The organism is Pseudomonas sp. 5P_5.1_Bac1 (assembly GCF_025466015.1).
GTDB lineage: Bacteria > Pseudomonadota > Gammaproteobacteria > Pseudomonadales > Pseudomonadaceae > Aquipseudomonas.
On the sequence record NZ_JANLNX010000019.1, the window covers coordinates 90,477 to 110,926 of the forward strand.

Here is a 20,450-nt window from a genome sequence, read left to right on the forward strand (position 1 = left end):
GCCGGCTCCGGGAAATTCAAGGTACGGCATGTTCGAAACCCTCGCGTCACTTCCGCTCTGGCACTACGTTCTGGTTCTGCTCAACTGTGCAGGTATCTTCACTTGGTGCTGGATAGTGGTGTGTCTGCTGATCCCGGGCCGGCGTAAGGATTTCCGTGTTCCACTCCGGCACAACCTGCTCAGGCTCTACCGCCTTCTGATGAACCGTATCGGGTTCAGCCTGCTGTTGCTCGGCGGTGTCAGTCTGCCGGTCAGTGTCCTTTATCACGTAGCCAGTGGTCTGCTGCTCCCTGCCTTTAATCTGGCTCCAGTTATCTTCCCGGCGCTAAACCTGATCGTGTTTGCCATCGCTGTCGCAGTCCCGATGCAACTGATGCTCGGCGCGAAAGGGTGGTCGTTGCCACTGGGACGAGGGTTGATGCTCTCGATCGAGCGGGCTCCGACCCTGCCAGGCATCCGCCTTTCCAGGTATGTGCTGTGCTTTCACGTCAAGCGGGACTTCTTCGAGCATCGTCGTGCGGTGACAGACTCGATGGTCAACGCACTCCGGCAGTTGCGTCAGGTCAGTGATCAATACGACATCGTGCTGAAAAGCTGGATGTTCAGCGAGCGTGATGAAAAGAAGGAGCGTCGGGTGGGCAAGCTCAGGATTCTTATGGGGCGAATCCGCACGCTGTTCATCATGGGGCTGTTTCAGGTGCCCCTTTTGGTCTTTGCGCTATGGGACTCGGAGTCGTCCCTGGCGTTGGCCTGCTTCAAGGGCGCGGCGGTTATCGTACTGCCGCTGGCCTGGCTGACGACTCGCTACCTGCGCTCAGCCTCACGCCTGATGCGCAGGATCAGCGTGAACAGCGGCGGCTCCATCGATTCGGCGCCCAGCGTCGCAATCGGGCTGCTGCAACGGGAAATTGCCCGGAGAGCCAAGGGCTACCGGCACAGTTTCATCGCGCCTCAGCCGATCTCGAAGGTCCATCTGGTCGGCTTGAGCCTGACCTCATCGAGGGTAATGAAGACCTGCGGTGGCACAGAGGCGGGTCTCGTCCTCCAGCCGCTGATCGGGCCTGTCCAGCCCGATCAGGAATGGAAGAAACCGCGCAACAAGACTCAACCGGCCGAAGCGGTTGAGATGTCCGGCTCATGCGTCACCGGAAAATTCACCGACCGGGCGATAAAACACTTCTGATGCGCCAGGTGATGCAGTTCGCGGGCGGTTCCGAGGTCTGAGCCGGCGGCGATCACCACCCGCGGCCGCAGTACCACCGAGGTGAACTGCCCGGCGCCGCTGTGTTCTTCGACCATCTCGCCTTGCGCGTCGTCCTCGTAGCTGAGCACCACCACGCCGGCTTCGGCGCAGAGGCCCAAGTACCAGAGTTTGTGGCAGGCGGAGAGGGAGGCGACCAGCAGATCTTCGGGGTTCCAGCGCGCCGGATCACCGCGGAAGGCCGGGTCGGACGAGCCGTCGATCGGCGCCTTGCCGGGCGTCTGGATCAGGTGGTCGCGGCTGTAGCCGCGGTAGCTGGAGGTCCCCGTGCCCTGGTTGCCAGTCCAGGTGACGTTGACGTCGTAGCGGTGTTGTTTGTCTGCCATGGGACCCTTCCTGAATGAACGTGGCCCCGAGCCTACGCCGTGGCGGCATCGGGCGAAACAGGCACGGGCGCCGGGCCGAATTGTCCGCGCGCAACAAGCCAGACCGGTTGTCCCCTTTTGGGGACATGCCCGCGCCTCGATCACGCTTAGCATGCCGTCCCATAACCACAAGAACACCGGAGACGCATTGACGATGCACAGTCCATCGACCGAGCCGCGGCGCTCGCTGTATTTCGATTATCAGGTTTATCCCGCTTTCACCGCCGACATGGCGGCCAGCGCAACCCGGCGCGAGGCGGTGGTGGTGGTCGGCGCCGGGCCGATCGGCCTCGCCGCCGCGCTGGAACTGGCCCGTTACGGTATTCCCTCGGTGGTGCTGGAGGCCGAGCAACAGGTCAGCGAGGGCAGCCGCGCCATTGTGTTTACCCGTCGCTCGATGGAGATCCTGCAGCAGGTCGGCGTTGCCGGGCGGGTGACCGAGGCCGGCCTCGGCTGGCGCTTTGGCAACTCGTTCTACCGCAATCAGTTGGTGTTCCGCATGGAAGCGCCGCATGACCCGGACGACCGCTTCCCGCCCATGACCAACCTGCAGCAGCCGTGCCTGGAACGCGCGTTGGTGGAGGCAGCCGAAGCCAATCCGCTGATCGAGCTGCGCTGGGGCAACAAGGTGGTCGGCCTGAGCCAGGCGCCGGACCATGCCTGTCTGGAAGTGGACACCCCGGCCGGCGTGTACGCGCTGGAAAGCGCCTGGGTGATCGCCGCCGACGGCGCCCGTTCCGGGTTGCGCGGCCTGCTCGGGCTGAAGCTGGAGGGCGCGGCCTATGAAGGCCTTTTCGTGATCGCTGATATCCGCATCAAGCTCGACCTGCCCACCGAACGCCTGGCCTATTTCGATCCACCCTGGAACCCCGGCAACACCGTGTTGATGCACCGCGAGCCGGGGGATATCTGGCGCATCGACTATCAATTGCCCGCCAACGAAACCCCGGAACAGGCATTGGCCCCGGAATCCTTGCGCCAGCGCATCGACGCCCAGCTCTCTTTAATGGGCATGGCGGACCGCACCTGGGAGCTGGACTGGTGCTCGGTGTATTCCGCCCGCGCCCTGACCCTGCCGGACTACCTCGCACAGCGGGTGATTTTCAGCGGTGATGCCGCGCACTTGCTGCCGATCTTCGGTGTTCGCGGGGCCAACACCGGGTTTCAGGACGTCAACGACCTGTGCTGGAAGCTGGCGTTGCAGATCAAGGGCCTGGCCGGGCCGCGGCTGTTGCCGTCCTACAGTCATGAGCGGGTGGCGGCGGCTCGGGAAATCATCGAGGAGGCGGGCAAGAGCACGCGCTTCATGACGCCGCCCAGCCCCGGCCAGCGCCTGCTGCGCGACGCGGTGCTGTCGTTGTCGCTGTCCCAGGATTTCGTCCGGCCGCTGTTTCACTGGCGCACCTCGCGGCCCCATGACTACGCCGATTCGCCGCTCAATTGCGCAAAGGCCGACGACAGCCTGTTCCCACACGGCCCGCGGGCCGGCGCGCCGCTGCTGAACGTGCGCCTGGGCGACGACGATTACCTGTTCGATCACTTGGGGGCGGCATTCCACTTGCTGTATTTCACCGATGACGGAGCGTTGCCGCTGGAGACCCAGGCGCAGGTCGCGGCAGTGCGGGCTCGGGGCATTCCCCTGCGGCTGATCGCGGTGGGCAGCGCGCTCCCGGTCGACGCTGCCGATCTGACCCTGGTCGACCCCGATGGCCATCTGCGGCGCAAATACGCTGCGCAGGCCGGCAGCGCTTACCTGGCCCGGCCGGACCAGCATGTCTGCGCCCGCTGGCGAGCACTGGGCGCTGACGCCCTGACCGCCGCCTTCCACACCGCATTGGGAAACGACTGAGGACATCGCCATGGCACACCTGACCACCCCCGAACTGGAAATCCTCTATGACCGCCTGGCCGACAGCCTGGACCAGGCGCCTGACGGCAAGCGTGAGCTGCTGCTGGTCAAGCTCGCCCTGTTGGCCGCCGAGGCCCTGGGCGATGTCGAGCGCTTCAGCGAACTGACGGTGATCGCCGGCCGCGACTTGTAACGGCCCGCTGCCTTCCTCGTATGGGCCTGTGCGAGGAAGGGCGTCCAGCTTGCCCGGGCAGCCTGATAGACTCGCGCTCTTCGAAACCCCCGAGAGAGAAACGCCATGCAGTTCTGGCCGTTGCGTACCGTGCCGCCGCCGCAGAGCCTGAATATCGGCCAGGCCGCCAGGCTGCTTGCCCATGTCGGGCACGACTATCGCCGGCAATTGGCCGGCGATCTGTTGCAGTTGATCGGCAACGGTATTCCGCTGGCTCAGTGCACGGTCTTCGCTTATGCGCCGCGCCGCAACCCACAGGTGTTCACCTTCGCCGACCGGGCCCGGGAAGTGTCGCTGCCGAAGATTTCCTCCAACTATGCCGAACGCTTCTACAACCAGGACGGCAACCAGCAGGCCATGAGTGGCGGCGGCGGTGAACGGATCATGGTGCAACGCCAGCACATCGATGACATCGGCCACGCCGAATACCGGCGCATCTGCTACGAGCAGCCGAAGATCGCCGAACGCCTGGCGCTGCTGACCCGTTGCGACAATGATCGCTGGCTGTCGGTGAACTTCTACCGGGGCCGGGAGCATGGCTGCTTCAGCAACCAGGAGCTTGACCACCTGGAAGCCTGGGCACCCTTGCTGATGCAGATCGTGCGCATGCATTACCTGGCCTGGCGGCAGGTCGACGAACTGCCGCAGGTGTTGGCCGAACGCCTCGCTACCCTGTACCCGGAGCTGACCCCGCGCGACCTTGAGCTGCTGCGCCTGCTGCTGACCGGCATCGACAACGACGAAATCGCCCGGCGCCTGGGCGTGCGGCCGTCCAGCGCGGCGACCTATATCAAGCGGCTGTACCGCAAACTCGGCACCGGGAGTTTGCGTGAATTGATCGGCCTGGTAACCCAGGGCTACCGAAACTGAAACCCGAGCGTCAACAAGGACTCCCCATGCAGCATCTGGACTGGCTTGAACACCACCTGCACCACAGCGACACCCTGGCCACCTGGCTCCATCGCCAGTTCAGCTACGAGTTCGAACAGCCATTGGCGGAGTGGCAGGCGGAATTCGCCGCGGGGCAGCATGACGGTGAGTGGAAATGCCTGATCGCCCTCGACCAGGACGAACTGCTCGGCGGCGCCGCACTGGCCCGCGACGATCTGCCGGAGCGCGCCGATCTTGGTCCGTGGCTCGCCTGTGTGTTCATCCGCCCCGAAGCACGCGGGCGAGGGCTCGCGGAGCAGTTGATCGAAGGTATTTGTGATCACGCCCGGGCCACCGGCATCGCCCGCCTGTACCTGCACACCCACGACCAGAGCGAGTATTACGCCAAGCGCGGATGGCAGGTGGTGGAGCGGTTCGAGGCATGGGGCAAGGAGCAATGGTTGATGGCGCGGGAGCTGTCCCGCGCCGGTTGATGAAATACAGGCGATCCCGGAAACGGCTTATTGCCAGCCATAGCGGCGGGTGAACCAGCCTTTCATCGCCTGCACCACGCCGACGTACCCCAGCAGAATCGCCAGCAGGAACGGGAAGTAGCTCAAAGGCAGCGCCTGCAGCTTGAAGTAGCTAGCCAGCGGCGACATCGGCAGCAGCACGCCAACAGCGACGATCAGCAGCGTCATGGCCAGCAACGGCCAGCCCGCGCGGCTGTGCACGAACGGCAGCTTGCGGGTGCGGATCAGATGCACCACCAGTGTCTGCGACAGCAACCCTTCGACGAACCAGCCGGACTGGAACAGGGTTTGGTGCTCCGGCGTGTTCGCGGCTAACACGAACCACATCACGGCATAGGTGAGGATGTCGAAGATCGAACTGAGCGGTCCGAAGAACAGCATGAACCGCCCGATGTCCTCGGCCTGCCAGCGCTGCGGCCGGGTCAGTTGCTCGGCATCGACGTTGTCGAAAGGGATCGCGGTCTGCGACAGGTCGTAGAGCAGGTTCTGCACCAGCAGGTGCAGCGGCAGCATCGGCAGGAAGGGCAGGAACGCGCTGGCCACCAGCACGCTGAAGACGTTACCGAAGTTGGAACTGGCGGTCATCTTGATGTACTTGAGCATGTTGGCGAAGGTCTTGCGGCCTTCGACCACGCCTTCTTCCAGGACCATCAGGCTTTTTTCCAGCAGGATGATGTCCGCGGCCTCCTTGGCGATATCCACCGCCGAATCCACCGAAATGCCGACGTCCGCCGCGCGCAGCGCCGGGGCGTCGTTGATGCCGTCGCCCATGAAACCGACCACATGGCCGCGCTGGCGCAGCAGGCGGACGATGCGTTCCTTGTGCGCCGGCGTGAGGCGGGCGAACAGGTTGCCTTCGGCGGCACGGTCGCTGAGCTGGCGATCATTGAGGGCATCGATCTCGCTGCCCAGCAACAGCCCGGCCACCGGCAGGCCGACCTCACGGCAGACGCGTTGGCTGACGCGCTCGTTGTCACCCGTCAGCACTTTCACCGCCACACCCTGTTCGGCCAGAACCCGCAGCGCGGCGGCCGTGGTTTCCTTGGGCGGATCGAGGAAGGCGATATAGCCGGTGAGCAGCAGATCGCTTTCGTCAGCCACCCGATACTGCTCACGCCCGCCCGGCAGTTGCTTGACCGCCACCGCGACCACGCGCAGGCCTTCATCATTGAGCAGGGCAGTGTGTTCACGGATACGTGCCAGCAGTTGCGCATCCAGCGGCAGTTCCTCGTCGCCCAGGCGGACCCGCGTGCACACCGCCAGCATTTCCTCCAGCGCGCCCTTGCACACCAGCCGATGGCCGTTGCCTTCGTGCCCGACCACCACCGACATGCGCCGGCGCTGGAAGTCGAAGGGGATCTCGTCGACTTTGCTGAAGGCGCTGCCCAGGCGTTCTTGCCGCTGCGGGCCGGCATGTTCCAGCACGGCGACGTCCAGCAGGTTTTTCAGCCCGGTCTGGTGATGGCTGTTCAGCCAGGCATCGTCCAGCACCGCTTCGCGAGGCACGCCGAGCACATCGGTGTGGCGCTCCAGAACGATGCGGTCCAGGGTCAGGGTGCCGGTCTTGTCGGTGCACAGCACATCCATGGCGCCGAAGTTCTGGATAGCGTCCAGGCGCTTGACGATGACTTTCTTGCGCGAGAGCGCCACGGCGCCCTTGGCCAAGGTCGAGGTGACGATCATCGGCAGCATCTCCGGGGTCAGGCCGACGGCGATGGACAGCGCGAACAGCGAAGCCTCCAGCCAGTCGCCCTTGGTGAAACCGTTGATCAGCAGCACTAGCGGGGTCATGACCAGCATGAAGCGGATCAGCAACCAACTGACCTTGTTGACGCCCTGCTGGAAGGCGGTCGGCTCGCGGTCGCTGCTCAACACCCGCTCGGCGAGGTTGCCGAAGTAAGTGTGCTGGCCGGTGCCGACCACCAGCGCGCGGGCGCTGCCGCTGACCACATTAGTGCCCATGAAGCACAGGTTGTCGCATTCCAGCGGGCTGCCGACGGCGCGCCGGGCATGGGCGAACTTCTCCACCGGCAGTGATTCACCGGTGATCGCCGCCTGGCTGATGAACAGGTCCTTGGCTTCGAGCACCCGCAGGTCGGCGGGGATCATGTCGCCCGCCGACAGCAGCACCAGATCACCGGGGACCAGATCGCGAAACGGTACTTCCACCGCACCGCGCCGATCGACAGCCGGGTCGCCGCTGCGCAGCACGCTGGCGGTGTTGCTGACCAACGCCTTGAGACGCTCGGCGGCGCGGTTGGAGCGGGCTTCCTGGAAAAAGCGCAGGAGCGTGGAGACCAGCACCATGCTGCCAATCACCAGCGCGGCGGTGAGGTCTTCGGTGAGCCAGGAGACCAGGGCCAGCAGGCTGAGCAGCAGGTTGAACGGGTTGCGGTAGCACCACCACAGGTGCAGCAACGGCGGGACTGGTTTTTCCTGGTTGACCACGTTGGCCCCGACCCGGTCGCGCACGGTTTCGGCGCGGGTGGCGTCGAGGCCTTCGGCGCCGGTGCCGAAGCGCTGGTAGAGGGCACCGGCTTCAAGGCCGGCGACGGTGGACAGTTGCCGAATGAATTCGACCGGCAGGTTGCCGCGGGCGCTGCCGTTACGCAGCAGTTCCAGCATTGCCTGGCGGCGGAAATGCCGGCTCAGGCCGTGGTCGAAGAACGCCAGCAGGCGCCGGCCGAAACGTTTGAACAGCATGATGCACTCCTGGGCGGTCGCAAGGACGCGACCACCGGATGGTGTTGTGCAGCACGGCAATTGCCGCCGCTGCCGGTCAGGCCGGGCAGCGGCGCGAGAAAACGCGTCAGCCGCCGTCCGGCCCGGGTCTGGGTGACACGGGACTGGGGGCTGGATTCATGACTGGGCTCCGGAAGCTCCTGTTTGGGGTGGATGAGTTTGGGGTGGAGGGGGTGGCCGGCTCACTCGCCGGCCAGGTCGAACACTTGCCAGCGCACCGAGCTGACGCCTTTTTCCAGGCTGATGCGGCTGACCAAGCGCTCAAGCTGGCTGGTGGCGCCGTGATTGCCGAGCAGTTCGGCGCGCACTTCCAGCTTGGCCGGGTTGGCCTGGTCTTCGCTGTGCAGCGATTGCAGGCGCAGGGCAACGCCGTCGAGGCTGTGCAGCATCAGGCTGCGCACCTGGATTTCGTCCTCGGCGCGGCAGACGATTTCCACGCCGTAGCGCTGTTCGACTTCGCTGGCGGGGACCACGTCCTGCTGGTTCAGGCGCTGGGCGATGTCGCGCAGCAGGATGTTGGCGCAGAGCACCACCAGGCAGCCAATCACCGCTTCAAGCAACAGGCCCATGCTGCACAGCACGCCGATGGCGGCGGTGCACCAGAGGGTGGCGGCGGTGTTCAGGCCACGGACGTTGAGGCCGTCGCGCATGATCACGCCGCCCCCGAGAAAGCCGATGCCGGAAACCACATAGGCGGCAATGCGCGACGCGTCAGCGCCGAGGCCCGGCACCGCCTGGGTCATCAGTACGAACAGGCAGGCACCGGTGCTGACCAGTGCGTTGGTGCGCAGGCCGGTGAGGCGCTGGCGCAGTTGACGTTCGGCGCCGATCAGGGCACCGAGGATGAGCGCTGCGGCGGCGCGCAGCAGAAAGACTTTCCAATCCATGATTCACCTCGTTTTTCCGGCCGCAGCCGGCGGGTGCGCCAGACGAAACTGGCACGCTATTCGGGGTTATGGATTGCGCGGTCGCAAGGCTCCCAAGGCCGCGCGTAACAGCCGCGCCGCGGAGGAAAACTGCAAGGGAAAATGGGGAGTCGTCATCCCGTCAGGGATGCGAATCGCCACTGTCCGCTGTAATCAGCGAGACAGTGGCAGGGGAGTGCTGCCGGACGTGCTCGCTGTTCAGACCTGTCGCAATCGACTGGGGCTACTGTCCAAGGCAGGACTCCTGTGTGGGAAGAAAACGGAGCGGAAAGTACGCCCTCCGATGAGCTCAGTCAAGGCCCGGTTGTGCCGGGCGTCAAGGCCGTTTGCGGCGCGTTCAGCGAAGCGACAGAAAACCCTTCATTACTGCTGTTGTGGCGGCTCGGGTTCGTGCGCCGGCGCCGCGTACCAGCGCTCCTTCGGCACCCGTTTTTCGTGGTTCGGATCGCTCATGTAGTGAGGCGACATCATCTGCACGCCGTACTCGTTGAACACATCCTGGATATTGGCGTGCAGCACGCTCAGCAACTCCGCCCGCGGTCGCGGCTCGCTGGGCACGGCCTGGGCCACCAGACGGTATTCCGGGTAGAAATCCGAGAGGGCGATCTGGAACACCTGCGGACGCGGGGTATCCAGCACACCGGGTGTGCGCCGCGCAGCTTCCAGCAGGATCGCCTCGACCTGGCGCCAGGGTGTGTCGTAGCCGATGGTCACCGTGGCGTCGACTACATAGCCGGCGCCCTGGACCACCCGCGAGTAGTTCTTGGTCACCGCGCCGGTGATCATCGAATTGGGGATGGTCAGCACTTCGCCGAGCCCGGTGCGGATGCTGGTGGTGAACATGCCCAACTCGGTGACCGTGCCTTCGTGCTCGCCGATGCGGACGAATTCGCCGGGGCGCAGGGTGCGGGTGTAGGTCAGGATCAGCCCGGCTGCGGCCTGGCCCACCACGCTGGTGGCGCCGAGGGAAATCATCAGGCCGATCAGCACCGACAGGCCCTTGAACGCCTCGGTGCCGGAGCCGGGCAGATAGGGATAGGCCATGGCCAGGGCGAACAGCCAGATCGCCAGCGAGGTGAGGCGGGTGGTGGGCGGCAGGGTTTCGTCATTGAGCCAGTTGATGTTGCCGGGTCGTGCCAGGCGCGCCAACAGGCGTTTGCTGAAGGCGCTGATGCCGCGGGCGATGAAGAAGATCAGCAGCGCGATCACCAGCCCGGGAATGGCGCTGGCGATAGCCTCCAGCAGATACCCCGCCAGGTTCAGCAGGTACTGGTTGAGGCTTTCGCCCCAGGGCCGGGTGTAGGGGAAGCGCTGCAGCACGAAGCTCAGCCACTCGTAGCCGACCAGCAACGCCAGCAGCCAGTAGACCAGGTCGACCAACCGGCGCGAGGCGAGCAGCAAGTTGCTGGTGTCGAGCAACTGGGTCTGGCCGATGCGTAACACGCCGGTGTGTTTACGCACGCTGATGGGCAGCCAGCCCAACAGCCGCGCACGGCCCCAGCCAAACAGGCGCAGCAGGCCAAGGAACAACAGCGTCGCGGCGCTCGCGTAGCCGCCGGCCTTGAGCATGAATTGCAGGTTGCGCGCTTCGTGGTTTTCCGCGAGCACCTGGCGCAGCCTCGCGGCGGCGCCGTCGGCCAGGTCCGCTACCGAACCCTCGCTGTCGATGAGGTCGTCGGGGGTGACGATAAACGCCCGGCGTTGGCCCATCAGCACCAGGTACTGATCCTTGATGCTGTCGAGGTGGACGTGCGGCTCTTCCTGGCTGTCCATGACCTGGCGAATCACGTTTTCGGCGCGCTGGGCGCGGATTTCCGGGGGCTCGCCGAGCAGATCGGCCTGGAAGGTGATGATGGTGCGGTTGGCGATCTTCAGGGGTGCCGGTTCTGTCTGTGCGACCGTTTTTTCCTCGGCCGCGCCTGTCGGCATCGCCAGTGTCCAGAGCAGCGCCATGATCGCCAGCCCAATCCCTTTAACCATCTTTCTCGACTCCTGCGCTGGTGATTAGCACCAGACTAGTGTCGGTCGTTCGGCCTGTCTCCTGTTGTGGCGGTGTGAAGAGCATGAGGCGCTGGTCAGGAGACCGGGTAATGGCGGCCAGGCCCTGGGCGACAGCTCTTCATCGCCCTTGAGATCGAGCGCCGCTTGCACGGCGCATCGCCGGCAAGGCCGGCTCCCACAGGTTGGACTGCCGACCACAGAATTTGTGTTCCATGCAGATCACTGTGGAAGCTGGTTTGCCGGTGAGGCGTTGGCGCATTTGCGCTGAGGTGCCTGGTCAGAACTCCATGGGGACGGGCCTCCTTGCCCGGGGATGAAACGTAGTGAGCCCCCGGGTATCCTCAATTACATCGCCTGTACGCCAAGCCCACGGCAACACTTCCCAGTTTCTGGTGGTTTTACCGGTTTCTACCAGTGCGTTCAGTCCTTGCCCCTTGAGTGTGACGGGGCCGCGGTAAGCCTCCACGGTTTTGCCGAGCTGGTTCGCCAGCTGTCGCCCCAGGCTGGTACCGCGGGTCGTGACACCTTGTATTTCCGCATCTGTGGCAGAGTTGCAAGCGATGATGTGAAAACTGCTGTAGTCATTCATCGAGAAGCCACTCAATTCCAACTGTTCAACTAGCGCGCGCGCCGTCAGCAATGAGCCGCCACTATCACCGGCGTGAACCATCAACGCGCCGGGCCGTCCGTGCGACACGATGTTCAGGCGCTTGCCGATACCGCTCGTCGACGTATCTTCGAACACAGTTATGCCGCTCCCACCGTACGGGTTCGAGTGAAGAACGTTGCTCACTTCGCCACCCAGCGTCACTAGGTCTTCGCTTTCCACCTGCACTCCACGTACCGCGCGGGCCGTGTCTTGCGCCGCCTCGCCGGCGGCCGGCAGCCAACGGCTGGCGGTGCGGGCGAGGCTGGCCGCTCCGGAGACCATGCCTGGCAAACCGAAGGCCAGCGACGCCCACCCCAGCGCAGAGGACGCGATGGGGCTGGCGGACTCCAACGCGCCGCTGGCGATGGCGGTGACATCGGCCACCAGGCCCAGACCACCGATCACGCCGACTGCGGAGGCACCGCTGGCTGCCGCGGCCAGCACGCCCTCGGTCGCCAGCAACGGCGCCGCCGCTGCACCGAAGGTCACCGCCGTGGCGACAATACCGACGACGCCCAGACCAATACCCAGCCAGGCTTGCCAACTCAGGTGGCCTGTGGGGTCGGTACGGTTGATTGGGTCGCCAACGCAATAGGCATAGGGGTTCAGGCCACCCGCGCCGAACGGGCTCAAACTGTCCGGCGCGTTGAAACGCATCAGCACCGGGTTGTAGGCGCGGTAGCCGTTGCCCAGGTGGTAGGTGCCACTGACCGGGTCCAGGCGTTCACCGGCAAACCCCAATGAGGACTGCAGCGCACTGTCGGCTTGTCGGTGGCCGTAGGCGGTGTAGGCGCAGGCGCGGGTTTCACGGTTGTGCCGCGACAGCAGCACACTGCCCTGAGTATCGGTGCCGAGGAGGGCGGTGCCGGCGTTCGCGCCGTCACGGTGTTCAGCCACGCAACTGCCACCGGCGCGGACAAGGCGGGTGGTCTGCGCGGTTTCACGGAGGGTTTCGTTGATCAGTTGGCCATTGCGGTAATACAGGTCCCGGGTATTGCCCGGCCCGGCAAGCTGGGTGATCACCTGATTCATGGCGTTGTAGCGGTAGGCGCCGTCGGTGCCGGCGCCCGTTACGCGGACCAGTCGGCCAAGGTTGTCATAGTCCAGCGTGCGGCCTGCTTCATCCTTGATCAGGCGACCGCACGCGTCATACGCAAGCTTGATGCTGGTGGGGTAGTCAGGATGGTCATGGCGGACCTCAATCAACTGGTTGGTATCGCTGGCGTCATAACGGAACGTCGCGGTGTCACTGCCTCCGGTGAACTCGGTATGGCACTGGACAATGTTGTCCAGCGCGTCGTAGCTGAAGTGCTGTTGCACGATCGGCTTGCCCCAGGGGTCGAGCGGCAAGTAGCGCGGTTCACCCGCGCACTGGTACAGGGACAGGCGATTGCGGGCGTCATAAGCGTAGGCTTCGTGGCGCGCCAACTGGCCGTCGTGCCAGGTTTCACGGGTGCTCAATTGGCCATTGCGATGGTAGGCGCGACACACCTTCCAGGTTTCGCTGGCCGATTTCAGCTCGCGACTGGACTCGCGGTTGAAGGCGTCATAGGTCATCGACAACTCCAGAACATCACCGCTCTGGTTGTCGGTCACCGTGCGACGGGCGACGCGGCCGGTGGTGTCATAACTGATATCGACATCGGCATGGTTGTTCTTCAAGCGCTGTAGTCGCCCACTATCGTCGTAAACCAGTGACTCGCTGGCGCCAGCAATATCGACGTAGGACAACGGCAGGCCGTTCGGCGTGTAGACGCGGCTGGCCGTGCGACGCGTGTTGCCGGTAGCGCTGAAGGACTCCGTGAGCAGTTGGCCCTGGGTGTTGTAATCGCTGTGGTAATCGCTTTGGTAGCCGCCGCCGGTTTCGCCGGCGTTTTGCATCCAGCCCATGGCCGGTTGGTAGTCGAAGCGCTGCTCGCAGCCGTCCGTGCTGACGCTGCGGACTGCATTGCCCAGCTCGGTGATGTAGTTGTAATGGGCGATGCTGCCGTCCGGCGCGGTGATACGTGCCGGCAATGGATCGCTGTCGTGGGCGAAGTCATATCGGTACTGACGCTCGCCGCTGCGGCTGTTCTTGAGCCGGCCGAGGCCGTCGAATTGCTGGCTGCCTTGACTGACCCCGTTGACGGTGATGGCCGTAATCGCCTGCGGGCTGCTGGAGTCGTCGGCATAACGCTTGGTTACCGTGGTGCCGTCGGGCAGGTCGATACGAATCACGCGGCCCCAATCGTCGTACTGCCAGGCGGTTTGGTGGTCCAGTTCGTCGCGACTGCGGATCAGCCAGCCGACGCCGTTGTATTCGTTGGCAATTACGCCATCCACGCTGCCGTCGGGGTTCAGGCGTTCGACACGGACCGCTTTGCCCTGGGCGTTGAACCAGGTTCTGCGCATCCCTTGGTTGTCGCCTTGCAGTGTCGTTTCGGCGCTGCGCGAGACGGGGTCATAGCGGCTGATCAAGTGGTAGCCGTTGCTGCGAGAAAGGGTGTGCACCATGCCCCAGCCGTCGTAGCTGCGTGTTTCGCTCGCTTGCAGCACGCGCGGCGCGGCGCCGTCGAGGGTGATCGTGTCAAAGGTGGTGGATTCGACGAGCCGGCCCCTGGCGTCGTAGCGTTGTGCGGACACAGCAGTCCAGACCTGGGCGTCGGCGACTTTCTGTTCCTGGTGAATGGTCCGGCCCAGTCCGTCGAACGTGGTTCGGGTCATGTTGCCCATGGGATCGCTGGCGACGGTCTGCGGCAAGCCACTGTCGTCGGTCTGGTAAAGAATGGTGCCCTGTGCCTCGAAGGCAGTCCCCGGGTTTTTGCGGGTTCGCACCACGCGGCCGAGTCTGTCGTAGTCATACGAGGTCGTGTTGCCTTGCGCGTCAGTGGTTGACCAGAGCCGACCGCTCAGGCGCGATTGGACCCTGGTGGTCGAGTTGCGCAGGTCGTCGTGGGTGCGATAGTCGACGGATTGAATCGAACGTTCGCCCTCGTTGATGAAGGTGAAGTCCTGGGTAGTGACGTACGCGTCTTTCCCCGCCTGCAAGCTGTCTTGAATGCGGGTGATCCGACCGAGTTCGAGCGACTGTTCGTCGCTTACGTATTCGGTGCTGCGGCTGTTGAGCAGGCGGTCATCGGCGAAGCTGTCTTCGCCGACCTGAAGTGCCGCCGATGCGGGAAGCACCGTGCGGCTGCCAGGGACGGTGGGCTTGTTGGCGTACCGATAGCGGGTGCTGCGCAGCGGCGCCGGACCGAGATCGGCGGGTGGCTGCACGGACTTGCATTTGAGCAATCTGACAAAACCATTGGGTTCGGCGGGCGCCAGCCCCTTTTCGCCCTCGGCCGGATAGTACTCCCAGCGGTTCAGGGTGCCGTCGGGGGTCAGTTGCGAAGTCGGATTGCCCTGGTCGTCGAAGTCGTTGACGGTTTCCTCGGTGCGCGATGCCTTGTCGGCGTTGGTGTAGGTGACTTTGACGCTCTGGGGTAACTGAAAGATCGGCGGCTGCTGGTCGAAGCCGCTGGCTGCCTTGGCGAAGTAGCGGGTTTCGGTGTTGGTGGTGCAGCCCGCGTCCCGGGTTTCTTCCGAGACCAGCAGGTGAAAGTTGTTGTAGGTGCGTTTTACTGTCTTGCCGTCCGTGGTCGCCCGGCACCAGTACGCATAGTCGGTCAGCATGCCGTAGAGATAATCCGAATCGTTGGACCAGGTGCCGCCCTGACCGGCGTATCCCAGGTAGTTGTAGGTCGAGTAGCTGTAGTCGGTGATTATCGCCGGCTGGCCAGCGTTGGCCTGTTGGGTGAAACGCATGACTGCGGGCAGCCCGCCACTGATCCGCGAGGCGTCCGGGAACCGTTGGGCATCAGGCTGGTACTGGGCACGCTGGACCATTCCCGTGGGCGCGGCAATGGTGGTGACCAGGTTGCGCCCGCCGACGTTTTCATAGGTGAAGTTCCAGGACAGCGCCGGCGTCGCACCGCCATGTTTCAACTGTTTCAGGTAGCCGTTCTGGAAGGACAGGGTGATGTCATAGGCTTCACTCGTGCCCGGCCAGACGTGCAGCGTGGTCACGCTGGTGGTCCTCCCGTCAGGGTAAGACAGCGTCAGGAATGTCTGGCCGCGCTCATCCTTAACCGAGCGCAGGCGAGGTGGTGAACGGCTGAGGTCCCAGTCCAGGTCGAGGCGGTGACCCAGGGGCGAGAACAACGTGCAGGGCACCTTGAAATCACTGGCCGTATCGGGGCCGACAAGTTGCTCTACTTCGCCGTTCTTGTGTACCACCAGATAAGCGTCCGACTTTTTGCTGAAGCGCAGGCTGTCCAGTTTCTGTTGGCGCAGAGTGACGGAATTGGGCGTTTCCACGACCGAGTACTGTTCTCCACTCGACAACGAAATGCGCTTGGCCTTGCGGTCGTAACAGCTCAGGCCGAGCGTCCAGCCGATACCGAAGCCGACATCGGCATTGTTCAGCGGCGTATAGCTCAGGCCTAGCGGCAGGGCGGGACCAAGGTTGTCGTTGCCCTGTATTTGCAGCAGCGGGATGTTGATGTTGAACAGGCCTGTGCGGGTATCGACGCCGCCGTCCACGGCCGTTGCGAAGTTGAAAGCCTGGGAATAGAAGTCGCTCATGCAAAACTCCCTGTCGATTGCGCGTGCGTTGCCGTCGCGCGGCACCGATGGCACTGCGCGAGGAGGGGTAGAAGTTCAGGTTCGGGGGAGCGGAGCGGTGCGTGGGGGCACCGCCCCTCGCAGCATCAGCCGTGGGTGTCAATGGCGCTGGTGATGGGCGGGCGGTTGCCCTCGTCGGCGGTGGTAAAGGCGCGGATGGTCAACCAGCGCACCGTGCCATAGATGTCCGTCACCTTGACCTGGTGATCCCCGGTACGGTTGAAGTTGCCGGCATCGCCGTCGATGTAGGAGTAGTTGCCGGTAATGAAACGGGTCAGTTTTATGGCGTTGTTGGCCGTCGTCACGCTAAAGGGCCGATCCACCGAACCGCTGTACCAGTAATTGCTCAGCAAATAGCTCTGGGTGTTGCCGTTGTAGGTCGTTCCGGGCAGGTGGATACGGCCACCGGCCATCCATAGGTAGCCACTTTTCGGGTTACCACACTGGAAGTTGGTGTAATACGTCCAGTTTTCGCCGCTCACCCATTCCGCGCTGTGGATGGGGAACGCCGGGGGGGCGGACCATTGGTACTCGAACAGCCAGTTCTTGGAGTCTTTGTGGTTGGAGGGCGCATCGCCGTTGACGATGGTCCGAGTCGGGAAATATTGCAGCTCTGACGGGGAAAAATTGGGCGGTTCGTGCGATGTGATCGACACCGTACTGGCTGTGATGCCGCTGGTTTTTCCCGCGCAATCCATGTTCTGGCTACCGCCATGGCCGTCAGGCACGCCTTTGATCTGTGCGGCGATGCTGATGCTGGCAAGGGTCACCTGGTAAGGACAGGTGACGTAGAACTGGAAGTAGATGGTGCCATCATCGCCAACCGTCGCGCTCAAGCTGTGCTGCTCACGGACAAACGCGGCCCCCCCGGACGGCGTGGTCAGAAACGCGTTGCGGACATCGCTGAAGCACCAGTTGTTCTGCTGCCCGTTGTTCCAGGAAAACTGCGCCAGGTTTTCCCCGTTCACCAGCCACAAGGCGCTGAATATTCTCTGGAGCAGGTCCTGGTCCGGGATGATCCAGTTTCTGCGGCTGTCTACCGCACGGGTTTGCACCGTGACCCCGACCTGGTTCTTGCCGTTGCGGTACAACTGGCCCCCGGAGGTGCCCGGGTTGTCGCTGAAATGAATGGATAGCTTGTCGATTCCGGCCCAGCTATTGCTCGCCGCCGAGGCGTTCTGGTCGATGCTGGCGGCGATTTCTTCTCTTGATTGCAATGCGTGCATGGTATTCACCGTAAGTATTGGAAGGTTTGTTCAGGTCGATCATCGGGATCACAGGGGTGATCAGGACCTGCCCGGCTTTACCTTGAAATCATCGAGAAGCCCCTCGGTTTCCGGGGTGAAGTCCCCTGAGTTGCCGAACTGATCCCACACGGTGAAATACACATTGGACTTGCCGCCGCTAGCCGGCGAAGAGACGTTGACCGGCGAACCGGGGTAACCGAAGCCGCGGCCACCGCCCAGGGTCGTGTCGTACTCGGCGACGGTGAAATAGAAGGAATTGTCGTCTTGGTTGACCTGAACCGGCCACCAGTGGGACGCGCTACCCGGTTGATCCTTCAGACCGAACACCTGCTGTTGCGCTGGGCTGGATTTGCTCCAGGCATAGGCGATGTTGAATTTGCGGTAGCGCTTGAATGCTTCGCCGGGGTTCTGGTAAGCGGTGCTTTCGTCGAAGACATGCCAGTACTCGCCGACGCTGGCCGGGGCGATGTCGAAGCGGATGAACTCATGGCCTGGCTCGCGGCAGGCAAACACATGGTTGTGCGCCACGATCTTTTGCGTCTCGCTGTTGTCCGGATCCTGATAGGCCTGGAACGAGGCGAGGTCAGTGTTGAGGTCGGTGTAGCGAACCGGCGGCACGGCGGCGATGCTGAGCGTGTTCTTTGGGAAATCGTTGGGTTCGACGCCACGCGTGGTCACCGAGTAGGTGCCGCCGCTGTCGGGGTTGGGCACATCGGCTTGCGCGGCGATGGCAATGGTCGCGGCATGTTCAGCCGGCGGGCACATGACGTAGAAACTGAATTGCAGCACGTCACTGTCCGCATCATCCACGGAGCCTGTGCTGAACAGGAACGTGTTCATCGAACTGCCTGTGGTGAATCCGTTGGCCGTGTCGGTGTAGCACCAGTGTGCGCCGGTGTTGCCGGCCTGGACGAACTGCAGCCGGCTGGCATCCTTGTAGTCCACCAACCCGAGGGCGCGGCGTACCAGCGCGGTGATGCCGGGGCTGTTGCTTTCGGTCAGCGGGTTGCCCTGGTCGTCTGTCGGCTTGGCCGTCAGCAGCACTCCGATCTGCTGATAGCCATTCTTGTAGATTTTGCCGGCATTAGGGACGCCGTCGTCCGCGAATTCGATTTTGAGTTCATAGAGCTTGCTCCATGGACCAACCGATGCGGCGGCCTGTGTCCTTGCTGTTTCACTCATGGCAATTCCTTTTGCGCGATATTACTGGCGACCTCACGCCTGACTTTTGCAGTTCCATTGCAAGGTCGAGGAACAGAAGTAATAGCACATAGATATCAATGCGCCATCGCGAAACAACAATTCCCTTTCAGCCCGTTGCCTATGGTTGCCGATACACCTCCTTCCCGCCAAACCAGGTCTGCACCACCTGCGTCTCGGCCAGGGCCTGCTCGTCGACGGTGAACACATCCCGGTCGAGCACGACGAAATCCGCCTGCTTGCCTTTGACCAGCGAGCCGATCCGGTCTTCCAGGCGGATGGTTTTCGCGGCGTTCAGGGTGTAGGCGTAGAACATCACCTCGCGCGGGATGGTTTCTTCGGGGTTGAGCACGCCTTTGCTGCCGCGCCGGGTGGTCGCCTGGGCGATGGCCATCCACGGGTTGGCGGGCGATACCGGCCAGTCGCTGGCGCCGGCGATGGTGGCGCCGGCCTTGAGCAGCGAGCGGGCCGGGTACTGGAAGCGGAAGGCAAAGGCGCTGACGTAGGGCTTGACCATGTCGATGGCGTATTCGTCGCCAATCGCCCAGAGCAGTTGCATCGAGGCAATCACGTTGAGCGGTTTGAAGCGGGTGAACTCTTTGGGGTTGACCAGTTGCAGGTGGGTGATGGAGTGGGGAATCCCGCTGTCACCGGCGGCGCGGGCCTGTTCGAAGGCGTTGAGCGATTCGCGCACGGCACGGTCGCCGACGGCATGGATATGCACCAGCCAGCCGCGTTTGTCCGCAGCAGTGACCAATTCGCCGAAGTGCTCGGGATCGAACAGCAGTTCGCCCTGTTTGTGGCTGTTGCTGTAGGGCGAGATTACCGCGGCGCTCTGCGCGGGGAATTCCAGCACGCCGTCGGCGAAGATCTTGATGCCCGGCAAAGTCAGGTTGGGCACGCCTGCGAACTGCTGGCGAACCGTTTCCAGCACCTCCAGGTCGGCGGGGCGGCTTTTCGGGTTGGCCACCAGCAAGGCGGCGACGTGGGCGCTCAACTGGCCCTTGAGGCCCAGCGCCTTGTAGCCCGGCAGCACGCCGACGGTGGTTGCCGTGGGTTTGATGGCGAACACCGCCTGGCCGGGCGAGGCGTTGGCCGCCGGGTCCATCCAGCCGGTGATGCCGAGGCTGTTGTTGTAGCGCACCGCGGCTTCGGCGCCCTTGAGCAAGGTGGCGTCGTCGAGTGGCGGCAGCACGGCCGAGACCCGGTCCCATCCGGCGTCCACCAGAAAGCCGCTGGGCTCGCCATTCGGCAGCACGCCGATGGTGTCGCGCTCGGCTGCGTCGAGGCTGGCCAGCAACGCTTTGTCGATGCCGGCGACGGCAAGCATGCGGGCATTGACCCAGGCGGTGTGGTGGTCGCTGCCCATCAGGATGACCGGGGTCGCGGCCCATTCGCCCTGGTTGAAGATCCGCCCCAGCGCTTCGGCCTGGGACCAGTAGCGCGAGTTCATGCCCTGCACCTGCAGGGTGTCCGCGCCCAACCGGGCCTGGCCGTTATCGCGCCACTGGCGCAGGCGTTGTTCCAGCTCGGGGAGGGTGATGACTTCATCCTGCAGGTTCGCCGCCGACAGCGAGAGCCCGCCGAAAATGGCGTGGGAATGGGTGTCGATCAGGCCCGGCATGACCCGCTTGCCGGCGAGGTCGAGCACCTGGGTGTCGGCATCGGCGAGGGCGCGGATCTGCTCGTTGCTGCCGGTGGCGACGACCTTGTCGCCTTCGACCGCCATGGCCTGGACCTGGGGCCGGTGCTGGTCGGCGGTGAAGATCTGGCCATTGACCAGGATGAGGTCGGCCGCAGCTTGGGCATGGCCGGTGAAATGGGCCAGCAATAGGGCGCAGAGGGTGGTGGACAATCGTTTCATTGGCGTGCTCGGTGTCGGTGTGGAAAAGGGGAACCTTTCGCGAGCAAGCTCGCTCCTACAGGACCGC

The 20,450-nt window shown here is 63.8% G+C and carries 13 protein-coding genes; 5 read left to right on the top strand and 8 right to left on the bottom strand.

The window, feature by feature from the left end; all coding sequences use genetic code 11:
* Positions 1–28: 28 nt before the first annotated feature.
* Entirely contained in the window at positions 29–1,183 is a 1,155-nt protein-coding gene (locus NTD82_RS03915; RefSeq protein ID WP_262127810.1) for a hypothetical protein, read from the top strand.
* Here NTD82_RS03915 and NTD82_RS03920 read toward each other — a convergent pair.
* Complete coding sequence (locus tag NTD82_RS03920; RefSeq protein ID WP_095153459.1) at positions 1,105–1,587, bottom strand: OsmC family protein; 483 nt, start codon at positions 1,585–1,587, stop codon at positions 1,105–1,107. The two genes, NTD82_RS03915 and NTD82_RS03920, sit on opposite strands and share 79 nt — an antisense overlap.
* Before the next feature lie 193 nt (positions 1,588–1,780).
* On the opposite strand from NTD82_RS03920, the gene NTD82_RS03925 reads away from it, so the two are divergent.
* The 4 genes from NTD82_RS03925 to NTD82_RS03940 all read left to right on the top strand — a co-directional run bounded on the left by NTD82_RS03925 (position 1,781) and on the right by NTD82_RS03940 (position 5,071).
* Complete coding sequence (locus tag NTD82_RS03925; RefSeq protein WP_262127811.1) at positions 1,781–3,475, top strand: FAD-dependent monooxygenase; 1,695 nt, start codon at positions 1,781–1,783, stop codon at positions 3,473–3,475.
* Between the two features lie 10 nt (positions 3,476–3,485).
* Complete coding sequence (locus NTD82_RS03930) at positions 3,486–3,668, top strand: DUF2783 domain-containing protein (RefSeq protein ID WP_095153457.1); 183 nt, start codon at positions 3,486–3,488, stop codon at positions 3,666–3,668.
* Between the two features lie 105 nt (positions 3,669–3,773).
* Positions 3,774–4,577 carry a helix-turn-helix transcriptional regulator gene (locus tag NTD82_RS03935; RefSeq protein ID WP_262127812.1) on the top strand — a complete coding sequence of 268 codons (804 nt, stop codon included), beginning with the start codon at positions 3,774–3,776 and terminating at the stop codon, positions 4,575–4,577.
* 26 nt (positions 4,578–4,603) lie between these two features.
* Positions 4,604–5,071, top strand: coding sequence for a GNAT family N-acetyltransferase (locus NTD82_RS03940; RefSeq protein ID WP_262127813.1), 468 nt, complete (start codon positions 4,604–4,606; stop codon positions 5,069–5,071).
* Between the two features lie 27 nt (positions 5,072–5,098).
* On the opposite strand, the gene mgtA is transcribed toward NTD82_RS03940, so the two are convergent.
* From mgtA to NTD82_RS03975, 7 genes are all read right to left on the bottom strand, one after another.
* Positions 5,099–7,813: a magnesium-translocating P-type ATPase gene (mgtA, locus tag NTD82_RS03945; RefSeq protein WP_262127814.1), complete on the bottom strand. Its 2,715-nt coding sequence runs from the start codon at positions 7,811–7,813 to the stop codon at positions 5,099–5,101.
* 221 nt (positions 7,814–8,034) lie between these two features.
* The gene (locus NTD82_RS03950) at positions 8,035–8,739 is read right to left on the bottom strand and encodes an MgtC/SapB family protein (RefSeq protein WP_262127815.1); all 705 of its coding nucleotides are present in this window, start codon (positions 8,737–8,739) and stop codon (positions 8,035–8,037) included.
* Positions 8,740–9,141: 402 nt separating this feature from the next.
* The gene (locus NTD82_RS03955) at positions 9,142–10,758 is read right to left on the bottom strand and encodes a mechanosensitive ion channel family protein (RefSeq protein WP_410017024.1); all 1,617 of its coding nucleotides are present in this window, start codon (positions 10,756–10,758) and stop codon (positions 9,142–9,144) included.
* A gap of 298 nt (positions 10,759–11,056) precedes the next feature.
* Positions 11,057–16,033: an RHS repeat-associated core domain-containing protein gene (locus NTD82_RS03960; RefSeq protein WP_262127816.1), complete on the bottom strand. Its 4,977-nt coding sequence runs from the start codon at positions 16,031–16,033 to the stop codon at positions 11,057–11,059.
* 125 nt (positions 16,034–16,158) lie between these two features.
* Positions 16,159–17,298, bottom strand: coding sequence for a hypothetical protein (locus NTD82_RS03965; protein WP_262127817.1), 1,140 nt, complete (start codon positions 17,296–17,298; stop codon positions 16,159–16,161).
* A 60-nt stretch (positions 17,299–17,358) separates the two neighbouring features.
* Positions 17,359–18,501 (bottom strand): hypothetical protein, encoded by a 1,143-nt coding sequence (locus NTD82_RS03970; RefSeq protein WP_262127818.1) that lies wholly within the window; start codon positions 18,499–18,501, stop codon positions 17,359–17,361.
* Positions 18,502–18,640: 139 nt separating this feature from the next.
* Complete coding sequence (locus NTD82_RS03975; RefSeq protein WP_262127819.1) at positions 18,641–20,383, bottom strand: amidohydrolase; 1,743 nt, start codon at positions 20,381–20,383, stop codon at positions 18,641–18,643.
* Between the last annotated feature and the right edge of the window lie 67 nt (positions 20,384–20,450).

What these genes read in the sequence shown, in the direction of transcription:
- NTD82_RS03915 (WP_262127810.1), top strand. Translation starts at nt 29, where the DNA reads ATGTTCGAAACCCTCGCGTCACTTCCGCTCTGGCACTACGTTCTGGTT.
- mgtA (WP_262127814.1), bottom strand. Translation starts at nt 7,813, where the DNA reads ATGCTGTTCAAACGTTTCGGCCGGCGCCTGCTGGCGTTCTTCGACCAC.
- NTD82_RS03960 (WP_262127816.1), bottom strand. Translation starts at nt 16,033, where the DNA reads ATGAGCGACTTCTATTCCCAGGCTTTCAACTTCGCAACGGCCGTGGAC.
- NTD82_RS03950 (WP_262127815.1), bottom strand. Translation starts at nt 8,739, where the DNA reads ATGGATTGGAAAGTCTTTCTGCTGCGCGCCGCCGCAGCGCTCATCCTC.
- NTD82_RS03940 (WP_262127813.1), top strand. Translation starts at nt 4,604, where the DNA reads ATGCAGCATCTGGACTGGCTTGAACACCACCTGCACCACAGCGACACC.
- NTD82_RS03965 (WP_262127817.1), bottom strand. Translation starts at nt 17,298, where the DNA reads ATGCACGCATTGCAATCAAGAGAAGAAATCGCCGCCAGCATCGACCAG.
- NTD82_RS03955 (WP_410017024.1), bottom strand. Translation starts at nt 10,758, where the DNA reads ATGGTTAAAGGGATTGGGCTGGCGATCATGGCGCTGCTCTGGACACTG.
- NTD82_RS03975 (WP_262127819.1), bottom strand. Translation starts at nt 20,383, where the DNA reads ATGAAACGATTGTCCACCACCCTCTGCGCCCTATTGCTGGCCCATTTC.
- NTD82_RS03970 (WP_262127818.1), bottom strand. Translation starts at nt 18,501, where the DNA reads ATGAGTGAAACAGCAAGGACACAGGCCGCCGCATCGGTTGGTCCATGG.
- NTD82_RS03925 (WP_262127811.1), top strand. Translation starts at nt 1,781, where the DNA reads ATGCACAGTCCATCGACCGAGCCGCGGCGCTCGCTGTATTTCGATTAT.
- NTD82_RS03920 (WP_095153459.1), bottom strand. Translation starts at nt 1,587, where the DNA reads ATGGCAGACAAACAACACCGCTACGACGTCAACGTCACCTGGACTGGC.
- NTD82_RS03930 (WP_095153457.1), top strand. Translation starts at nt 3,486, where the DNA reads ATGGCACACCTGACCACCCCCGAACTGGAAATCCTCTATGACCGCCTG.
- NTD82_RS03935 (WP_262127812.1), top strand. Translation starts at nt 3,774, where the DNA reads ATGCAGTTCTGGCCGTTGCGTACCGTGCCGCCGCCGCAGAGCCTGAAT.